Annotated in this window: 14 protein-coding genes and 1 riboswitch; all 14 genes read left to right on the top strand. The window is 41.9% G+C overall.

The features are described 5' to 3' along the window. Window positions 1-188: 188 nt before the first annotated feature. The 14 genes from G608_RS0105150 to G608_RS0105085 all read left to right on the top strand — a co-directional run bounded on the left by G608_RS0105150 (window position 189) and on the right by G608_RS0105085 (window position 16,412). Window positions 189-905 carry a hypothetical protein gene (locus G608_RS0105150; protein WP_026495141.1) on the top strand — a complete coding sequence of 239 codons (717 nt, stop codon included), beginning with the start codon at window positions 189-191 and terminating at the stop codon, window positions 903-905. A gap of 200 nt (window positions 906-1,105) precedes the next feature. Further along, window positions 1,106-2,116, top strand: a complete 1,011-nt coding sequence (gene asnA, locus G608_RS0105145; RefSeq protein WP_026495140.1) for an aspartate--ammonia ligase — start codon at window positions 1,106-1,108, stop codon at window positions 2,114-2,116. A 78-nt stretch (window positions 2,117-2,194) separates the two neighbouring features. Then, window positions 2,195-2,292, top strand: a riboswitch (TPP riboswitch). Between the two features lie 75 nt (window positions 2,293-2,367). Continuing rightward, window positions 2,368-3,057 (top strand): energy-coupled thiamine transporter ThiT, encoded by a 690-nt coding sequence (gene thiT / locus G608_RS0105140; protein ID WP_026495139.1) that lies wholly within the window; start codon window positions 2,368-2,370, stop codon window positions 3,055-3,057. 193 nt (window positions 3,058-3,250) lie between these two features. After that, window positions 3,251-3,472, top strand: a complete 222-nt coding sequence (locus G608_RS0105135; protein WP_155833218.1) for an HPr family phosphocarrier protein — start codon at window positions 3,251-3,253, stop codon at window positions 3,470-3,472. A gap of 70 nt (window positions 3,473-3,542) precedes the next feature. After that, window positions 3,543-5,939 (top strand): ATP-dependent DNA helicase, encoded by a 2,397-nt coding sequence (locus G608_RS0105130; protein WP_035794778.1) that lies wholly within the window; start codon window positions 3,543-3,545, stop codon window positions 5,937-5,939. A gap of 501 nt (window positions 5,940-6,440) precedes the next feature. After that, on the top strand, window positions 6,441-9,113 hold the full coding sequence (locus G608_RS0105125) for a valine--tRNA ligase (protein ID WP_026495136.1): 2,673 nt from the start codon (window positions 6,441-6,443) through the stop codon (window positions 9,111-9,113). A gap of 13 nt (window positions 9,114-9,126) precedes the next feature. Further along, entirely contained in the window at window positions 9,127-10,527 is a 1,401-nt protein-coding gene (locus G608_RS0105120; protein ID WP_051208857.1) for a bifunctional folylpolyglutamate synthase/dihydrofolate synthase, read from the top strand. Window positions 10,528-10,570: 43 nt separating this feature from the next. Further along, entirely contained in the window at window positions 10,571-10,741 is a 171-nt protein-coding gene (locus G608_RS23540; protein WP_035794673.1) for a hypothetical protein, read from the top strand. A gap of 29 nt (window positions 10,742-10,770) precedes the next feature. Next, entirely contained in the window at window positions 10,771-12,183 is a 1,413-nt protein-coding gene (locus G608_RS0105110) for a tetratricopeptide repeat protein (RefSeq protein WP_026495134.1), read from the top strand. 151 nt (window positions 12,184-12,334) lie between these two features. Beyond that, window positions 12,335-13,567, top strand: coding sequence for an MBOAT family O-acyltransferase (locus G608_RS0105105; RefSeq protein ID WP_051208855.1), 1,233 nt, complete (start codon window positions 12,335-12,337; stop codon window positions 13,565-13,567). 11 nt (window positions 13,568-13,578) lie between these two features. Next, complete coding sequence (locus tag G608_RS22235) at window positions 13,579-14,679, top strand: GDSL-type esterase/lipase family protein (protein ID WP_051208853.1); 1,101 nt, start codon at window positions 13,579-13,581, stop codon at window positions 14,677-14,679. Window positions 14,680-14,688: 9 nt separating this feature from the next. After that, a complete protein-coding gene (locus G608_RS0105095) occupies window positions 14,689-14,943 on the top strand; it encodes a hypothetical protein (protein ID WP_026495132.1) in 255 nt (84 codons plus the stop codon). 25 nt (window positions 14,944-14,968) lie between these two features. Then, window positions 14,969-15,349 (top strand): RidA family protein, encoded by a 381-nt coding sequence (locus tag G608_RS0105090; protein ID WP_026495131.1) that lies wholly within the window; start codon window positions 14,969-14,971, stop codon window positions 15,347-15,349. Window positions 15,350-15,353: 4 nt separating this feature from the next. Next, complete coding sequence (locus G608_RS0105085; RefSeq protein WP_026495130.1) at window positions 15,354-16,412, top strand: tetratricopeptide repeat protein; 1,059 nt, start codon at window positions 15,354-15,356, stop codon at window positions 16,410-16,412.

The following is a 16,412-nucleotide window of genomic DNA, read 5'->3' as shown; positions in this document are numbered from 1 at the left end:
AGGCACAAAACGTGACTTGTGCCTCTGTCAATGACATTTTATAAAAGCTTATGTTTTCTCTTTGTAAAATACGCGATAATATATTTATAAGAATATATTCTTATAATAACGGGGTAAGACGCAGCTTGTTTATTGTAAGAATATGATTATAAAACTTGAAAGCTTATAAGGCTGAAAGGAGTGATCTTATGAAGGGAAAAATCAGGCGTCTAATTAATATTTTACTTGCTACTTTACTTGCATTTGCTATTTTTACCAGCTTTACTGCACCTGTTGAAGCTGCCGGTGCCTTTACGATGGCTACGAAAAAGACCGCTGCTTCACTAAATGTCAAAGCCGGAAGAGGCTCTATAATAATCTATTTGGGGGATGCGTATAATCTAAAATGCAGCCTGAAAAAGCCAACATGGAGTTCATCTGACAAAAGCATCATTCGAGTAGATGCTGCCAAGAATGTACTTTATGCTGTAGGTGAAGGAACAGCTACCCTCACCGCGAAGCAGGGAAAAACAAAAATCACGCGTAAAGTTCAGGTTCAGACCTTAAAGGGATTGACAATCAATAATACTTATGCCGTGACCGGTGGAGCTGAAGCTCCCATGCTTACGGTTGGATCTGAAGGATTCAAACTTCAGAGTATTATCACCTACCACTGGAATGATGGAAAGGGCAAAAAGCCCGGTACTATCAGCTTGTACAAGTACGATAAGACGACTAAGAAGCGTGGTAAAAAGGTTGCGACCTTTAAGGCAACAGGTTTATTCAAAAACACCTATTGGAATATAACCTGTAACAAAAAACTTGCTAAAGGCTATTACCTGATTGTTGATTCCAACCCTAAGACCTGGAGCCAGAACAGTGCTTCCAACGGACTTGGATTCACATGGATTTATTACACAAATTAAAATTTTAACAGTTTGCAAAGACGTCGCCTGTGAGATAACTCTCACAGGCGTTTTTTAGTGAAAAAACCGTTCATACCCGATTTTTTATGGTTAAATTTTGAAATGTCTTCTATGCCTCTTTAATGTTTTACTTGCCTAAAGCGCTAAAAAGAGTTTTAATTATTACTATATTTTTAATGTGAAAAAAGAGGAGGAGCAAAATGGAGAATCTTATAATTCCCAAGGATTACAAATCAGCATTAAACCTCCACGATACGCAGGTAGGCATCAAGACCGTGAAGGATTTCTTTCAGAATACACTTTCTGAGAACCTGAACCTTTTGCGTGTGACAGCACCGCTTTTCGTGGCACCGGAGTCAGGTCTTAATGATAATCTTAACGGCGTTGAGCGTCCTGTAGCTTTTGATATCAGAAATGAAAATGAGCGCGAAGCAGAAATCGTTCACTCTCTTGCTAAATGGAAGAGATTTGCGCTTAAGAAATACGGCTTTAAGGTAGGCGAAGGCCTTTACACCGATATGAACGCCATCAGACGTGACGAGATCCCGGATAACATCCACTCTGTTTTCGTTGACCAGTGGGATTGGGAGAAGGCCATCAATAAGGAGGACCGTAACCTTGATTTCCTTAAGGAGACTGTTCGCACAATCTACAAGGTACTTCGCAAGACAGAGAAATACATGTCTATTCAGTACGATTACATAGAGGAGATTCTACCCCATGATATTTTCTTCATCACCTCTCAGGAGCTTGAGGATATGTATCCGGGCAAATCCGTAAAAGAGCGTGAGTATCTCATTACCAAGGAAAAGGGCGCTGTTTTCATTATGCAGATCGGTGACATCCTTGCATCAGGTGAGAAGCATGACGGACGTGCTCCGGACTATGATGACTGGGCATTGAACGGTGATATTCTTGTTTATTATCCTGTTCTTGATATTGCTCTTGAGCTTTCATCAATGGGTATCAGAGTAGATGAGGATTCCATCAAGACTCAGCTTGAGAAGGCAGGCTGTACCGAGAGGGCAGAGCTTCCCTTCCAGAAGGCTATCATCAACAAGGAGCTTCCTTACACCATCGGCGGCGGTATCGGACAGTCAAGACTTTGCCTGTTCTTCCTTCGCAAGGCTCATATCGGTGAAGTGCAGTGCTCACTCTGGTCAGATGAGGAAGTAGAAGAAGCTACAAAGAACTGCATCCAAATACTCTAAGAAAATTGCGGAGTTTTTGGAAACTGTATTGACAATTAAGGCTAAATGGCTTTTAATTAGATTCGAAAAAATAATAACGATATTTGCTAGGGGAGCTATGCTGAGAAGATGTTTTACATCGACCCTCATTACTTGAACCGGATAATACCGGCGTAAGGAAGCGATTCAGGATACAGACACGCAGAAATTTAGCGTGTATCTTAGATGAGCTTAAGACCTCCCTTTGCTATATCAAAAGGGAGGTTTTTGTTATGTCAATATTTTTAAAACAGGTAGAGGATACCTACGAACTCACGTCTTCAGGCTATGGCTTACTGGTAGTCCTGCTGATCCTGGCACTTATTGCCGCATGCTTCTTCACAGGAAAGGATAGTAAAAATCACTTTTCCGCAAAACAGCTGGTGTTTGCATCTATGTGCGTAACACTTGCCACGGTCACATCAATGATCAAATTTTTCAACCTGCCTATGGGCGGATCAGTTACTCTGTTTTCAATGTTCTTTATAACATTTGTCGGATATCTTTATGGAGTGAGAGCAGGTCTTACATCAGCTCTTGCATTCGGAATCCTTCAGCTTATCTTAGGACCCTACATTGTCAGCATACCTCAGCTTTTATGTGATTACATTCTTGCCTTTGGTGCTCTTGGCTTCTCAGGGTTCTTCAATAACAAAAAGCACGGTATGGTTATCGGATATGTTGCAGGTATTCTTGGAAGACTTGCATTCAGCGTGCTTTCAGGCGTGATCTTCTTTGGTCAGTATGCTCCGGAGGGTATGCATCCCTTCGTATACTCACTTGCTTATAACGGTATCTACATTGGTGCTGAAGGCATCATGACTCTGGTTCTTGTCAGCATCCCTGCAGTTCACAAAGCCCTGAATATGATCAAAGTTATGGCCAATGAAAATGAGGTAAGAGACAACCTTTCACTGGTATAATTTGAAAACTGCGAAAAGCCAGTCAGTATCTGCATTGGGCGCTTTTTTAGATGAGTATTGCCATTTAAACTTAAGAAAATCTTAAGAAAACCCTAAGACTTTCTCAAAGATTAATTCAAAATTTTGCCGTATAATTCAATAAGTTGAAAAAACAGCTTAAACGTTTTCGAGATAGTTAGGAGAGAATATGGCAATGAGTAAGATAATCAAGCTTAGTCCCAATCAGGTTAAGGATTTTGTTAGTGCAGCTACTAAGTGCGATTTTGATGTAGATATTTCTTATAATCGTTTCACCGTAGACGCAAAATCTATTTTAGGAGTTTTCGGACTGGACTTAGGTCAGCCCCTTAAGGTAAGCTATCGCGGCTTTAACGAGGATTTTGAGAACTACCTTGCAGCTCACTCAGCTTGCTAATATATATGATTTAGGACACCTCCCTGTGGTATTATATTCTACAGGGAGTTTTTTTATGCATACTCATTTTATGAAAGAGATTAAGATTTCGGTCAGGGGACTTGTAGAGTTTCTCTTAAGGACCGGTAATATAGACAACAGAATTCATCACGCACCTGACACCGCTATGCAGGAAGGCGGCCGTATTCACAGGATGATCCAGAAGAGTCAGGGCGGCGACTATGAGGCAGAGGTCCCTCTGTCTTTTTCAATTACAAGAGAAAACTATGTTTTAAAGCTTGATGGCAGGGCCGATGGTATTCTTAGGAAAGCAAGCGAACCTGTGCTTGTGGATGAGATTAAGGGTACCTACAGAGATCTTAAAAAGATAAAGACACCTGACGAGGTACATCTGGCCCAGGCTAAGTGCTATGCGGCAATTTATCTAAGAGACAATGAACTTAAGGAAATAAGCGTTCAGATTACCTATTGCAATATCGATACTGAGGAAATAAAGCGCTTTACCTATGATTACACGGCAGAGGAGATTACGGCATGGTTTGATGAGCTCCTTAATTCATACCACAGGTGGGCTGATTTTATGGCCACCTGGGAGGATAAGAAGATAGAGTCCATCCATCGTATGCAGTTTCCCTTTGAGTACAGAGAAGGTCAAAAGGACCTGGCTGCCGGTGTTTATAGGACAATATATCACGGAAGAAAGCTTTTTTTGGAGGCTCCCACTGGTACCGGCAAGACCATATGCACGGTTTTCCCTGCAGTCAAGGCTGTAGGTGAGCATAAGGCAGACAGGATTTTTTATTTGACGGCAAAGACAATAACAAGAACAGTTGCTGAAAATACCTTCGGATTACTAAGAAATCAACAGTCACTTGAATTTAAGACTGTAACATTGACCGCTAAGGACAAGATTTGTGTCCTGGATAAGAGCGATTGCAATCCTGTGGCCTGTCCCTGTGCAGAGGGTCATTTCGACAGAATAAATGACTGTATGTATGACCTTCTCACATCAGAGGATGACTTTAACAGGGATGTGATCATGGAATATGCGGCAAAATATAATGTCTGTCCCTTTGAGCTATCGCTGGATATGAGCCTTTTTTCTGATGCTGTAATCTGTGATTATAACTATGTCTTTGATCCCTTTATATATCTAAAGCGTTTTTTCTCGGATGGAATAAAGGGTGAAAATATTTTTCTGATAGATGAAGCCCATAACCTGCTGGACAGAGGCAGGGATATGTACAGTGCAGAGCTCTGGTTTGAGACCCTGAATAACGTCAGACTTACAATTGAGCAGGCCCATCCTAAAATTGCAGGGCTTATAAGGTCCTGTGAGACGGAGATGCAAAAGATAATGGCGATGACAGATGACTGTGAGGTGCTGGTGGATATATCACAGTTGATGCAAAAGCTTGGTAACATGAGCAAGGTCATATCCAAGTGGCTTGAGGATCATGCTGAAGGACAATATAGAGACGAAATTCTTGATTTTTATTTTGATATTCTCACTTTTGAAAATATTTATGAACTAATGGACGATAAGTATGTTGTTTTTGCCGAATATGAGGAGGATAGGTTCAAGATAAAGCTTTTGTGCGTGGATCCTTCTGAAAATCTGCGCCTTTGTATGGCAAGAGCAAAGTCTTCAATATTATTCTCTGCAACACTTTTACCTATTCAGTATTATAAAAAGCTCCTTGGCGGAACTAAGGAGGATTATGAGATTTATGCTCACTCAGTCTTTGATCCGGAAAAATGCGGTCGCATAATTGCAACTGATGTTACCAGCAAATACACCAGAAGAAGTGAATATGAGTATCGCAAAATCGCACAATATATTCATGATATTACGTCAGAAAGAAGCGGCAATTATTTGATATTCTTCCCGTCGCGTATTTTTATGGATGATGTGGGAATGATTTTTGAGAAGGAATTTTATGACGAGGAGACTCAGGAGATTCTGGTTCAGAATGAAGCTATGTCAGAGGAAGACAGAGAGGATTTTCTGGCGAGATTCACCCCCGGAAATGATATTGATTTTGGAAGTATCATAAATATGGAGGTGGAGATAGAAGAATCAAAGAGTATTTTGGGCTTTTGTGTCATGGGTGGAATTTTCAGTGAGGGAATTGATCTTAAGGAGGACAGCCTGATTGGTGTAATTATAGTCGGAACAGGAATTCCTCAGGTCTGCAACGAAAGAGAGATAATAAAAGAATTCTTTGAGGCAAATGGAGAGGATGGCTTTGATTATGCCTATAGGTATCCCGGAATGAATAAGGTACTTCAGGCTGCAGGCAGAGTTATAAGGACAGAAAATGATACGGGAATAGTGGCACTTCTTGATGAGAGATTTGTTCAGAGAGCTTATGCCGATCTTTTCCCAAGGGAATGGAGAGATATAAAGCGGGTATCGACCAGTACGGTCAAGAACGCTGTAAACGCGCTCTGGAGCGGCATGTAAGGTAATCTAAACTAATTTACCATCATAAAAACAGCTTAAATTGCACTGAAAAATATATGGTGGTTTACATAATATTGTGGATAAATGAAATTATGTAAACCAGTAAATTGTGTGAATTGTATATATAATTTACCAAAATATACGGTTTTTAATACAACAGATGGTATATCACTATAAAAAATGACACTCGTGTACATGTGGATAACTCTGTGGAAATTGGGGATTAAATGGAAACGCCTATTCCAAGAGCCCCATAAAATGGCTTAATACTCTGGTTTACGATATTCTGGATATCAAGGTCAGAAAAAGCAAACAGTACTAATTTGGTCAATACAACTATGTTAACCACATTTGTGTCATGACACCCGTGTCACCACATGAAGTAGTTTCCATTTTCAACCAGATTTTTATTATGGAAATCTCTGTTACATTGACAAAGATTTCTTATTTTAATATTATTGAACAGAATATCTAAACGTATAGTAAAGAGGTTATCGAATTATGAGAAAAGAACTCGCAAAGACGTACGACCCCAAAGGGATTGAGGACAGATTATATAAGAAATGGGAGGAAAATAAGTACTTCCATGCTGAGGTGGATGAGACTAAGAAGCCTTTCACAATAGTCATTCCGCCGCCGAATATCACTGGTAAGCTCCATATGGGCCACGCTTTTGATAATACATTGCAGGATATCCTTATCCGCTATAAGAGAATGCAGGGCTATAATGCGCTTTGGATGCCCGGCACTGATCATGCTTCTATTGCTACAGAGGTTAAGATCATCGACACTCTTAAGGAAGAGGGCATTGATAAGAGAGATCTCGGAAGAGAGAAATTCCTTGAGCGTGCCTGGGAGTGGAAAAAGGAATACGGCGGAACGATCATTTCACAGCTCAAGAAGCTTGGCTCTTCCTGTGACTGGGACAGAGAGCGTTTCACAATGGATGAAGGCTGTAATGAGGCCGTTACGGAAGTTTTCTGTAAGATGCATGAGAAAGGCTACATATATAAGGGAAGCAGAATCGTAAACTGGTGCCCTGTATGTAAGACTTCTATTTCTGATGCCGAGGTTGAGTATGAGGAGCAGGCAGGTCATTTATGGCACATCAAGTATCCTGTAATCGATGAGGACGGTACTGTTTCAAAGACAGAGTTCATTGAGTTTGCTACAACACGTCCTGAGACCATGCTTGGTGATACAGCTGTTGCCGTTAATCCCGACGACGAAAGATATAAGAGTTTCAAGGGTAAGAAGGTTCTTCTTCCTATAGTAAACAGAGAGCTTCCTATTGTTGAAGATAATTATGTAGATATGGAATTTGGTACCGGTGTAGTTAAGATCACACCCGGCCATGACCCTAACGACTTTGAGGTTGGTAAGAGACATAACCTTGAGGAGATTAATATCCTTAATGATGATGCTACCATCAATGCAAACGGTGGTAAGTTTGAGGGTATGGATCGCTATGAGGCAAGAGAAGCTATCGTTAAGGAACTTGACGAGATGGGACTTCTTGTTAAGATCGAGGACTATTCTCATAATGTAGGTACTCATGATCGTTGCCATACAACTGTAGAGCCTATGATCAAGGCACAGTGGTTCGTTAAGATGGACGAGCTTATTAAGCCTGCTTCCAATGCAGTTAAGGATGGCACAATAAAGCTTATACCTTCCAGAATGGAGAAAACATACTTCAACTGGACTGATAATATCCGTGACTGGTGTATTTCCAGACAGCTCTGGTGGGGACACAGAATCCCTGCTTACTACTGTGACAAGTGCGGCGAGACAGTTGTTGCAAAAGAGGCACCGAAGGTTTGTCCTAAGTGCGGACATGAGCATTTCACTCAGGATCCGGATACACTTGATACATGGTTTTCATCAGCTCTTTGGCCTTTTGAGACTCTTGGATGGCCTCACGACACCAAAGAACTTAAATACTTCTTCCCTACAGACGTACTTGTAACAGGTTATGACATTATCTTCTTCTGGGTAATCAGAATGATCTTCTCAAGCTACGAGCAGATGGGAACATATCCCTTCAAGACAGTTCTTTTCCATGGACTTATCAGAGACTCACAGGGTAGAAAGATGAGTAAGTCTCTCGGTAACGGAATTGATCCTCTTGAGGTTATTGAGAATTACGGTGCTGATGCACTCAGACTTACAATCGTTACAGGTAACGCACCCGGTAATGATATGCGTTTCTATAATGAAAGAGTTGAGAACAGCCGTAACTTTGCGAACAAGGTATGGAATGCATCCAGATTCATTATGATGAATATGGGTGAAGACGCTAAGAGCGCAATCCACCAGCCCATGCCCGAGGGTCTTGAGCCTGTAGATCACTGGATTCTTTCAAGACTTAACAACACTATCCGTGAAGTAACAGAGAACATGGATAAGTTCGAGCTTGGAATCGCAGTACAGAAGGTTTATGACTTTATCTGGGAGGAATTCTGCGACTGGTATATCGAGATGGTTAAGCCCCGTCTCTACAATTCAGATGATAAGAAGTCTCACGAGGCAGCACTCTGGACACTTCAGACAGTGCTTATTAACGGCCTTAAGCTTCTTCATCCCTACATGCCCTTCGTTACAGAAGAAATCTTCTGCACACTTCAGGACGAGGAGGAGTCAATCATGATCTCCAGCTGGCCTGAGTATAAGGAAGAGTGGAACTATGCTTCTGATGAGAAGGCAATCGAGACTATTAAGGAAGCCGTAAGAGGCATCCGTAATGTCCGCACACAGATGAACGTTGCTCCTTCAAGAAAGGCACTTGTATATGTAGTTTCAGAAAACGAGGAAGCACTTAATATCTTCCGTACAGGTAAGCTTTTCTTCGAGACACTTGGAAGCGCTTCTGAGTCTGTATGCCAGAATGATAAGACAGGTATTCCTGAAGATGCAGTTTCTGTAGTCCTTGCAGATGCTACTATTTATATTCCTTTCTCTGATCTTGTTGATATCTCAGCTGAGATCGAGCGTCTTGAGAAGGAACTGAAGAAGCTTGAGGGTGAGCTTAAGAGATCACAGAGTATGCTTACCAACGAGAAATTCCTTTCCAAGGCTCCGGCTGAAAAAATTGAGGAAGAAAAAGCAAAGCAGCAGAAGTACGAGCAGACCTATGCACAGGTGCAGGAGAGACTTGCTCAGCTGAAGAAATAATACAGGTGTAGGAATGAAAGACGATTTGACTAACCGCATCGATGAGATTATGAGTCTCATCGATGTAGGGGAAAAGCCCCGCTTTTATGAGTGTGAGCAGTTTATCGAATTGATACCTGCATTTACTGAGAAACATTCCGTAGAAGAGACCAGAGAGTTCCTTGAATATTTGGGAAGCCCTGATCTTGGCATGAAGATAATTCATGTGGCAGGAACCAACGGGAAAGGCTCTGTCTGTAACTATCTTTCAGAGATACTAAGGCAGGCAGGCTTTTCTGTGGGAATGTTTACTTCACCGCATCTTGTAAAGCTTACGGAACGCTTTTGCATAAACGGAAAGCCCATAGAGGATAATACCTTCTGCGATATTTTCGCTAAGCTTCTTATACGTATAAATGGATATAAGCAGGGAGAATATTTCCCTACATATTTCGAGTTTCTGTTTTTTATGGCTATGCTACTGTACAGTGAGCATCCGGTGGATTTTCTTGTACTGGAGACGGGACTCGGAGGAAGGCTTGATGCTACCAATAGCATACACGAGCCTATACTTGATGTGATAACTGAGATAGGCATGGATCATATGCAGTATCTTGGAAATACAATTTCGGAAATTGCCGCTGAAAAGGCAGGAATTATACGAAATAACGTTCCTTTGGTTTTCCTTAACAAAAGAGAAGGAAGCACAGAGGTAATTGAGAAACGCGCACAGGAAATGGGAGCGAAGGTTTACCGTGTTGAACCTGAGTTTTCCTATGATATTGTCCCTATCCCCGATGAAGCAGGGAATATTTGCATTGATTTTTCCTATGAATCTCAGTATGATAATTATTGCGGTCTCAGACTGCAGACTATCGCGAAATTTCAGACAGAAAATGCTGCAATATCGATAATGTGTACTCGGGCATTGCGCGATCTTGGAATAAAAATCTCAGAAAATGATATTCGTTTTGGCCTTAGAAAGGCCAAATGGGGTGGAAGAATGGAACTTATTCTTCCCGGAATATATGTCGACGGTGCTCACAACGTGGATGGCATGGATGCTTTTCTTGAAAGTGCTAAGGAGGTACCCTGCGAAAGACACAGATATTTGCTTTTTGGCGCCGTATCAGACAAGCAGTATCACCTTATGATAAGGAAAATTCTTGAGAGCAGGTTGTTCGACAGAGTATATATTGCAGTTCTTAATACTTCCAGAACAGCTTCTGAGTCACAGCTTCGAGCTGCGATCGAGTCCGAGACATCGAGATTAGACGGTGACTTGAATATCCGCTTTTCCTATTATGATGGCGTAAGGGACGCACTTATGGATATTCTTACCGACAGGGGGGCCGGTGATGTTGTGTTCGCTGCCGGTTCTTTATATCTTGTTGGGCAGGTCAGAGAGACACTTGGCATTATGCCCGGCAATTGATGTGCTAATAAAGATATGCAAGGTATGAGGGAGCTTTGAAAAAATGATCAATTTTGAAAATGAACTTAAGAAGTTCAGGCCCAGCCTGGAGATAGAGGATGCTGAGGAGATCATCTATAACCAGGATTTGGACGACATGGCAGATGTCCTTGTCAGCCTGCTAAAGGATGCCAAGGCCGAGGAATCAAATCGTCAGATGCGCAGTCGTTCATGATTATATAGAAAAGGGGCTTTCTTCTTATTATGAAATGCTATAAATGCGGAGCAGAGCTCACAAACCGCGAGTATTGTCCTAATTGCGGCGCCGGAGTAAAGGTATATAAGCGCATAATTGCTCTTTCCAACCGTTACTACAACGAGGGTTTAGAGAGGGCTGAGGTGCGCAATATGTCCGGAGCTATTGAGTCTTTGCACCAAAGTCTTAAACTTAATAAAAGTAATATTCAGGCCAGAAACCTTTTAGGACTGGTCTATTATGAGACCGGTGAAGTCGTTGCAGCCCTCAGTGAGTGGGTTATCAGTAAAAATCTAAAGAGCGAGGACAATTCGGCGGACGATTACATGGATATGGTCCGTAATGATCCTTCAAGGCTCGAGGTTTTCAATCAGACAATCAAAAAATACAATATTGCACTGAATTATTGTCACCAGGACAGCTTGGACATGGCAGTTATTCAGCTTAAAAAGGTACTTTCGATGAACCCCGGATTTGTCAGGGCTCATCTGCTTTTGGCGCTTCTTTATCTGAATAACGGCAACTATGCCAAGGCTAAAACAGAGGCAGAGAAGAGTCTTAAGCTTGATACCGGAAATGTAATGGCAGCCCGTTATCTGAAGGAAACTGAAAGTATGATGCTTCCCCAGGATTTAAAGGCTCAGGAAGAGAACAAAAAGTCAGCTAATGACGTTGTCAGATATACCAGAGACAACGAGACTATCATTCAGCCGGTAAGACAGAATGTATTTACTAAGAGCGGATCTATTTGGGGAATTGTTCTTGGCGTGATACTTGGAGTAGCCGCAGCAAACTTCCTTATTTTGCCCGCAAGAATACAGAAAATGAATGCAAATTATAAGACTCAGATATCTGAAATAAGTGAGGAGTCTGATTCAAAATCAGCCAAAATGGGTGAATATGAGCAGCAGATAAGTACGCTTCAGACACAGATAGAGGAGCTTCAGAATGAGATAAACTCCTATCAGGGTGCAGATACACCTGCTTCAGTTGGTAACAACCTTATGGAAGCAGCTTCTCTCTATCTTGCTGATCAGACCAATATCGAAGGAATTGAGGAACAGCTTAAGGATGTGGATATCGACAATCTTGGAGATGAAGCATCTACACAGTTCATGGATCTTTACAATGGACTTATGACCTTTGTGGGAGCTGATCTTTCACAGCGAAGCTATGCTGTGGGCTATGATGCATACAGGAACGGTGATTATGAGACTGCTATTCCTGCTTTGATCAAGGCATTCCAGTATGATAATACCAATGTGGATGCGTTGTATAATCTCGGCAATTCTTATTACGAGAGTGGAGATACAGACAATGCCAAGGTTATTTACGACCAGGTTATCAACGATTTTGAGGATACCAGAAGCGCATCATCAGCAGAAACAAAATTGGCTGAGATAAACAATGCTACAGATTAACGCGAATATGATCAATTTTTCGGATTTATCATTTATATTTAGATTTTTACCGATATTTCTGATTATATATTACGCTGTGCCTTACCGATTCAGAAGTATTGTACTGTCGGTAGGCTCCCTTGTGTTTTATGCAATCGGAGATATCAGGAGTTTGGGGATATTTGCAGCTTCAGTAGTTGTGAATTATTTGTTGTCCCTGCAATGTCTCGGTAAAAAAAAGAAGTTCTTATATCTGTCAGTTCTGCTGGATGCGGGAGTTCTGATGGCCTTTAAGCTGCTTGTGCAGTTTGGACAGGTCAGTGTTCTTCCGCTGGGTATCAGCTTCTTCACATTCAAAATGATCTCCTATCAGGCAGATTGCTATAAGGGATTAATAAAAAAAAGGCCGGCGTTCTTTTCAGCACTGGCTTATTTTTCGTTATTTCCACAGGTTATATCCGGCCCTATAATGCGCTATGACTACTATGAGAAAAATGAAGCCATAAGCGGCAAAAAGGAAATGTTTTTGCTGTTCAGGGACAGGCTCCCCATGTATCTTTGCAGAATAGAGAGCGGATTATTCTGGTTTTCTCTTGGATTTGGAATGAAGATTCTTATAGCCGATTATATGGCTATGATGTGGAATGAAATCGGAACCATAGGATATGAAAGTATTTCAACACCACTTGCCTGGCTTGGAGCCGTGTGTTATTCCCTTAATCTCTATTTTGATTTCTGGGGATATTCACTTATGGCGGCAGGTGTAGGTGTTGCTCTTGGCTTCCCTTTTGTGCAGAACTTTAACCATCCTTATGCGGCAGGAAGTGTCAGCGATTTTTACAGAAGATGGCATATGACACTTGGCTCATGGTTCAAGGATTATGTATACATTCCCTTTGGAGGAAGCAAAAAAGGGACAAAACGCACAGCTTTCAATCTCTTTGTTGTATGGCTGTTCACCGGAATATGGCACGGCATCACGCCGAATTTCTTTATCTGGAGCGGAACTCTTCTGTTGCTGATACTTGCAGAGAAGTTTGTTTTGTCAAAGAAAAAGGGACTTATGGCAGTTGTCGGAAGAATCAACGTGCTTGTTCTTGTACCCCTTACATGGGTTGTTTTTGCACTTAGCTCATTTACGGATATTGCGAACTACTTTAGCAGACTGTTTCCTTTTTTCGGAAGCGGAGTAGCTGTGAATCCCGGGGACTTTGCTAAGTTCACAGACAGATACGGAGTCTTTTTGATTGCGGGCCTGGTTCTTCTTATTCCGTGCTTTTTTGAATTTGTTAAGGAGAACAGGAAAAGTCCTGTTATAAAAATATTGATATTTGCGCTCTTTGTGGCTTGTGCATGTATTTCATCCACCAAGGCGGGTAATCCGTTCTTGTATTTTAACTTTTGAGGTAGTGTATTTTGAAAAAACTCTCAAAGTATCTTCTGACAATATTGGTGATGCTGTTCTATTTACTTGCAACCGCTGATTCAATATTGGGAAAAGATACTCAGTACAGAGAAATTGAATATGATCCGCAGGAAGCGCCTGTTATGTCGCTGACACTGCGAAATCTCTTTGACGGTAATCAGCCTTATCTCGTGGCCCTTGCAAATAATATGATGGGTACGGGATCTGCGCAGTTATCGCAGGACCCTGACAGTGTTGAGCAGAGTGAAAATAATGAAATTGCTGATAACAGTGATCAGGAACAGCCCTCTGACAATCCTGAGCAACCGGAGAATCCTGCAGAAGGTGAGAATCCGGAAGCAGCGGGAGAAGCTCTTGCTGATGGTCAGCAGACTGCTGAGAATCAGGAAATGCCTACAGAGGATACTGCTGCTGAAGTACCTGTGGAAGTGCCTGTTGAAGAGCAAATACCTGAGCCGCCGGTATACCAGCTTGCGACAGTGGATGATGATTATTTCTGCGACGCACTTTTTATTGGTGATTCAAGAACAGTGGGACTTTCGGAATATTGTCAGGAGCTGATGGACAGATCCACCTTCTATGCCAAGATATCTCTTACAATCTATGATTTTGAGAAAAAGGCATTTTTAAAGCTTGACGAAAATTCTGAAAAAATTACGATTGCACAGGCGTTAGAACAGAAGAAATTTGGTAAAATATATATTATGCTCGGACTGAATGAGCTGGGCGGCGGAACACCCGAATCCTTTGGTGAAGCCTATGCCGGCGTTGTTGGCAGAATAAGAGAACTGCAGCCCGATGCCCAGATATATATTCAGGGAATTATGCATGTTACCGCAGCCAAGAGCAATAATGACAAGGTGTTTAAAAACGAGCGCATAAATGAGCGAAACCAGGTAATAGCGCAGATTGCAGATAATCAGCATGTTTTTTATCTGGACATGAATGAAGCTACTGATGATGAGAACGGTGCACTGACTCAGGATCTTTCATTTGACAATATACATTTGAAAGCAAAATCTTACGCATTATGGTATGATTATTTGAAAAACCATGCTTATGTAATTGCTGAAAATATAGCGACGGAGTAGAAGTTTAAAATGGTCAGAGAAATGGTTTTTAAGATGGAACGCCCAGGACTTTTGAAGGAAGGCGATGAAATCACGGTGACAGAGGGAGAACTCCCAAGTAACGTGTATTACACCATCGATCCATCCCTTGCGATGTCAGGCAATTTTCCCTTCAGGGAGAGAATGGCCATGCGTCGGGGCGTGGTTTTAAAGGTCGAAGAGAATGCCAGGGGATTCTATGTTACAGCAGCATTCGATTCGGAAAAGCAAAGTGATAATTCATAATTTTTTATTTCAGGAGGTATGGAAAATGCAGAAAATCGTTACAGACAAGGCACCCGCAGCAATCGGACCCTATTCACAGGCAATAAAGGCAGGGGATTTCCTTTATGCTTCAGGTCAGATTCCGATCAATCCCGCAACAGGTGAGATCGAGGGAAGTGATGTTTCAGCTCAGGCTGATCTTGTTTGCAGAAATATTGGGGAGATCTTAAAGGCAGCAGGTACAGATTACGAGCACGTAGTAAAGACAAGCTGCTTTCTTGCCGAGATGTCAGACTTCGGCGCATTCAACACAGTATATGAGAAGTATTTCACAGGTAAGCCTGCAAGAAGTTGCGTTGCAGTAAAACAGCTTCCTAAGGACGTTTTATGTGAAGTAGAGGTAATAGCATATCTTGGTGAGGACTGAGTAAATGTTATATGAGAAAATGGCTAAGATCATTATGCTCACCGCCGGTTTAGCCATGCTTTGCGGATGCGGTCCGGCTTTAAAGCATGGTAACGTTGACTCTGCCCTTTTGCATATTCAGAATCTGGAATATGACGAGGCAATGGAGAGTCTTGAAGCAGCGGAGAAGGCTGAAGAGGATGTGCATCTTCTTTGCAGGGCAAAGGGAATCCTGTATAGGAACCTGGGTGATTACGATCAGGCTGTCACCGAGTTCCTTAAATCTCTGGCATCCACTGACGGAATTGCTAGGGATATGGATTTCGATACGAACTACTATCTTGCGGACACCTATATCAAGCAGGGTAAATATGCTGATGCGATACAGGTATATGACGCAATACTGGAACTTCGTAAAAAGGAAAAAGAAGCCTATTACATGCGCGGAGTTGCAAAGCTTTACAGCCAGGATCATGATGGCGCAATGATAGATTTTAATAAGGCAATAACAATTTCTTCCAAGGATTACGACCTCAGGATAATGATCTATAAGGCACTTTCCGCCAACGGATACGAGGAGGAAGGTGCAGCAATCCTAGAGTCATGTCTGAATAACGTTGATCCTAACATGACCAACTATGAAAAGGGTCAGATCTCGTACTATCTTGGAAATAACGCTGATGCCCAGAGCTTTTTGGAGCTGGCAAGAAATGAGCGCGATGCAGATAAGGCACCTATTGTGGTTTTGCTTGGACAGACCGGAGAAAAGCAGGGTGACTATAACTATGCCATAAGCGTTTATAAGACTTTTCTTGCGGAGGATCCAAATCATCCGGACATCTACAATCAGCTTGGCTTATGTCAGGTAAAAATGGGGGATTACGTAAATGCTGTCAGCTCATTTGAAGCAGGACTTTCACTTGGAAACAGTGAATATCATCAGTCACTCTTATTAAATGAGATAACGGCTTACGAGTATGCAGGCGATTTTGCGCAGGCAAAGAGTTTAATGGAAAAATACAGGAAGGCGTATCCGGATGATGCGGATGCGATAAGAGAGGAGATATTCCTTTCTACAAGGTAA

Origin of the sequence: Butyrivibrio sp. WCD3002 (assembly GCF_000424265.1) — a bacterium.
GTDB lineage: Bacteria > Bacillota > Clostridia > Lachnospirales > Lachnospiraceae > Butyrivibrio.
Note: the sequence above shows the minus strand (reverse complement) of the source record. Positions and strands in the feature narration are given on the sequence as shown.

Excerpts from the sequence above, each read along its gene's own strand:
- G608_RS0105110 (WP_026495134.1), top strand. The coding sequence starts at position 10,771 with ATGAAATGCTATAAATGCGGAGCAGAGCTCACAAACCGCGAGTATTGT.
- G608_RS0105095 (WP_026495132.1), top strand. The coding sequence starts at position 14,689 with ATGGTCAGAGAAATGGTTTTTAAGATGGAACGCCCAGGACTTTTGAAG.
- G608_RS0105090 (WP_026495131.1), top strand. The coding sequence starts at position 14,969 with ATGCAGAAAATCGTTACAGACAAGGCACCCGCAGCAATCGGACCCTAT.
- G608_RS0105120 (WP_051208857.1), top strand. The coding sequence starts at position 9,127 with ATGAAAGACGATTTGACTAACCGCATCGATGAGATTATGAGTCTCATC.
- G608_RS0105130 (WP_035794778.1), top strand. The coding sequence starts at position 3,543 with ATGAAAGAGATTAAGATTTCGGTCAGGGGACTTGTAGAGTTTCTCTTA.
- G608_RS0105085 (WP_026495130.1), top strand. The coding sequence starts at position 15,354 with ATGTTATATGAGAAAATGGCTAAGATCATTATGCTCACCGCCGGTTTA.
- G608_RS23540 (WP_035794673.1), top strand. The coding sequence starts at position 10,571 with ATGATCAATTTTGAAAATGAACTTAAGAAGTTCAGGCCCAGCCTGGAG.
- asnA (WP_026495140.1), top strand. The coding sequence starts at position 1,106 with ATGGAGAATCTTATAATTCCCAAGGATTACAAATCAGCATTAAACCTC.
- G608_RS0105150 (WP_026495141.1), top strand. The coding sequence starts at position 189 with ATGAAGGGAAAAATCAGGCGTCTAATTAATATTTTACTTGCTACTTTA.
- G608_RS0105135 (WP_155833218.1), top strand. The coding sequence starts at position 3,251 with ATGAGTAAGATAATCAAGCTTAGTCCCAATCAGGTTAAGGATTTTGTT.
- thiT (WP_026495139.1), top strand. The coding sequence starts at position 2,368 with ATGTCAATATTTTTAAAACAGGTAGAGGATACCTACGAACTCACGTCT.
- G608_RS0105125 (WP_026495136.1), top strand. The coding sequence starts at position 6,441 with ATGAGAAAAGAACTCGCAAAGACGTACGACCCCAAAGGGATTGAGGAC.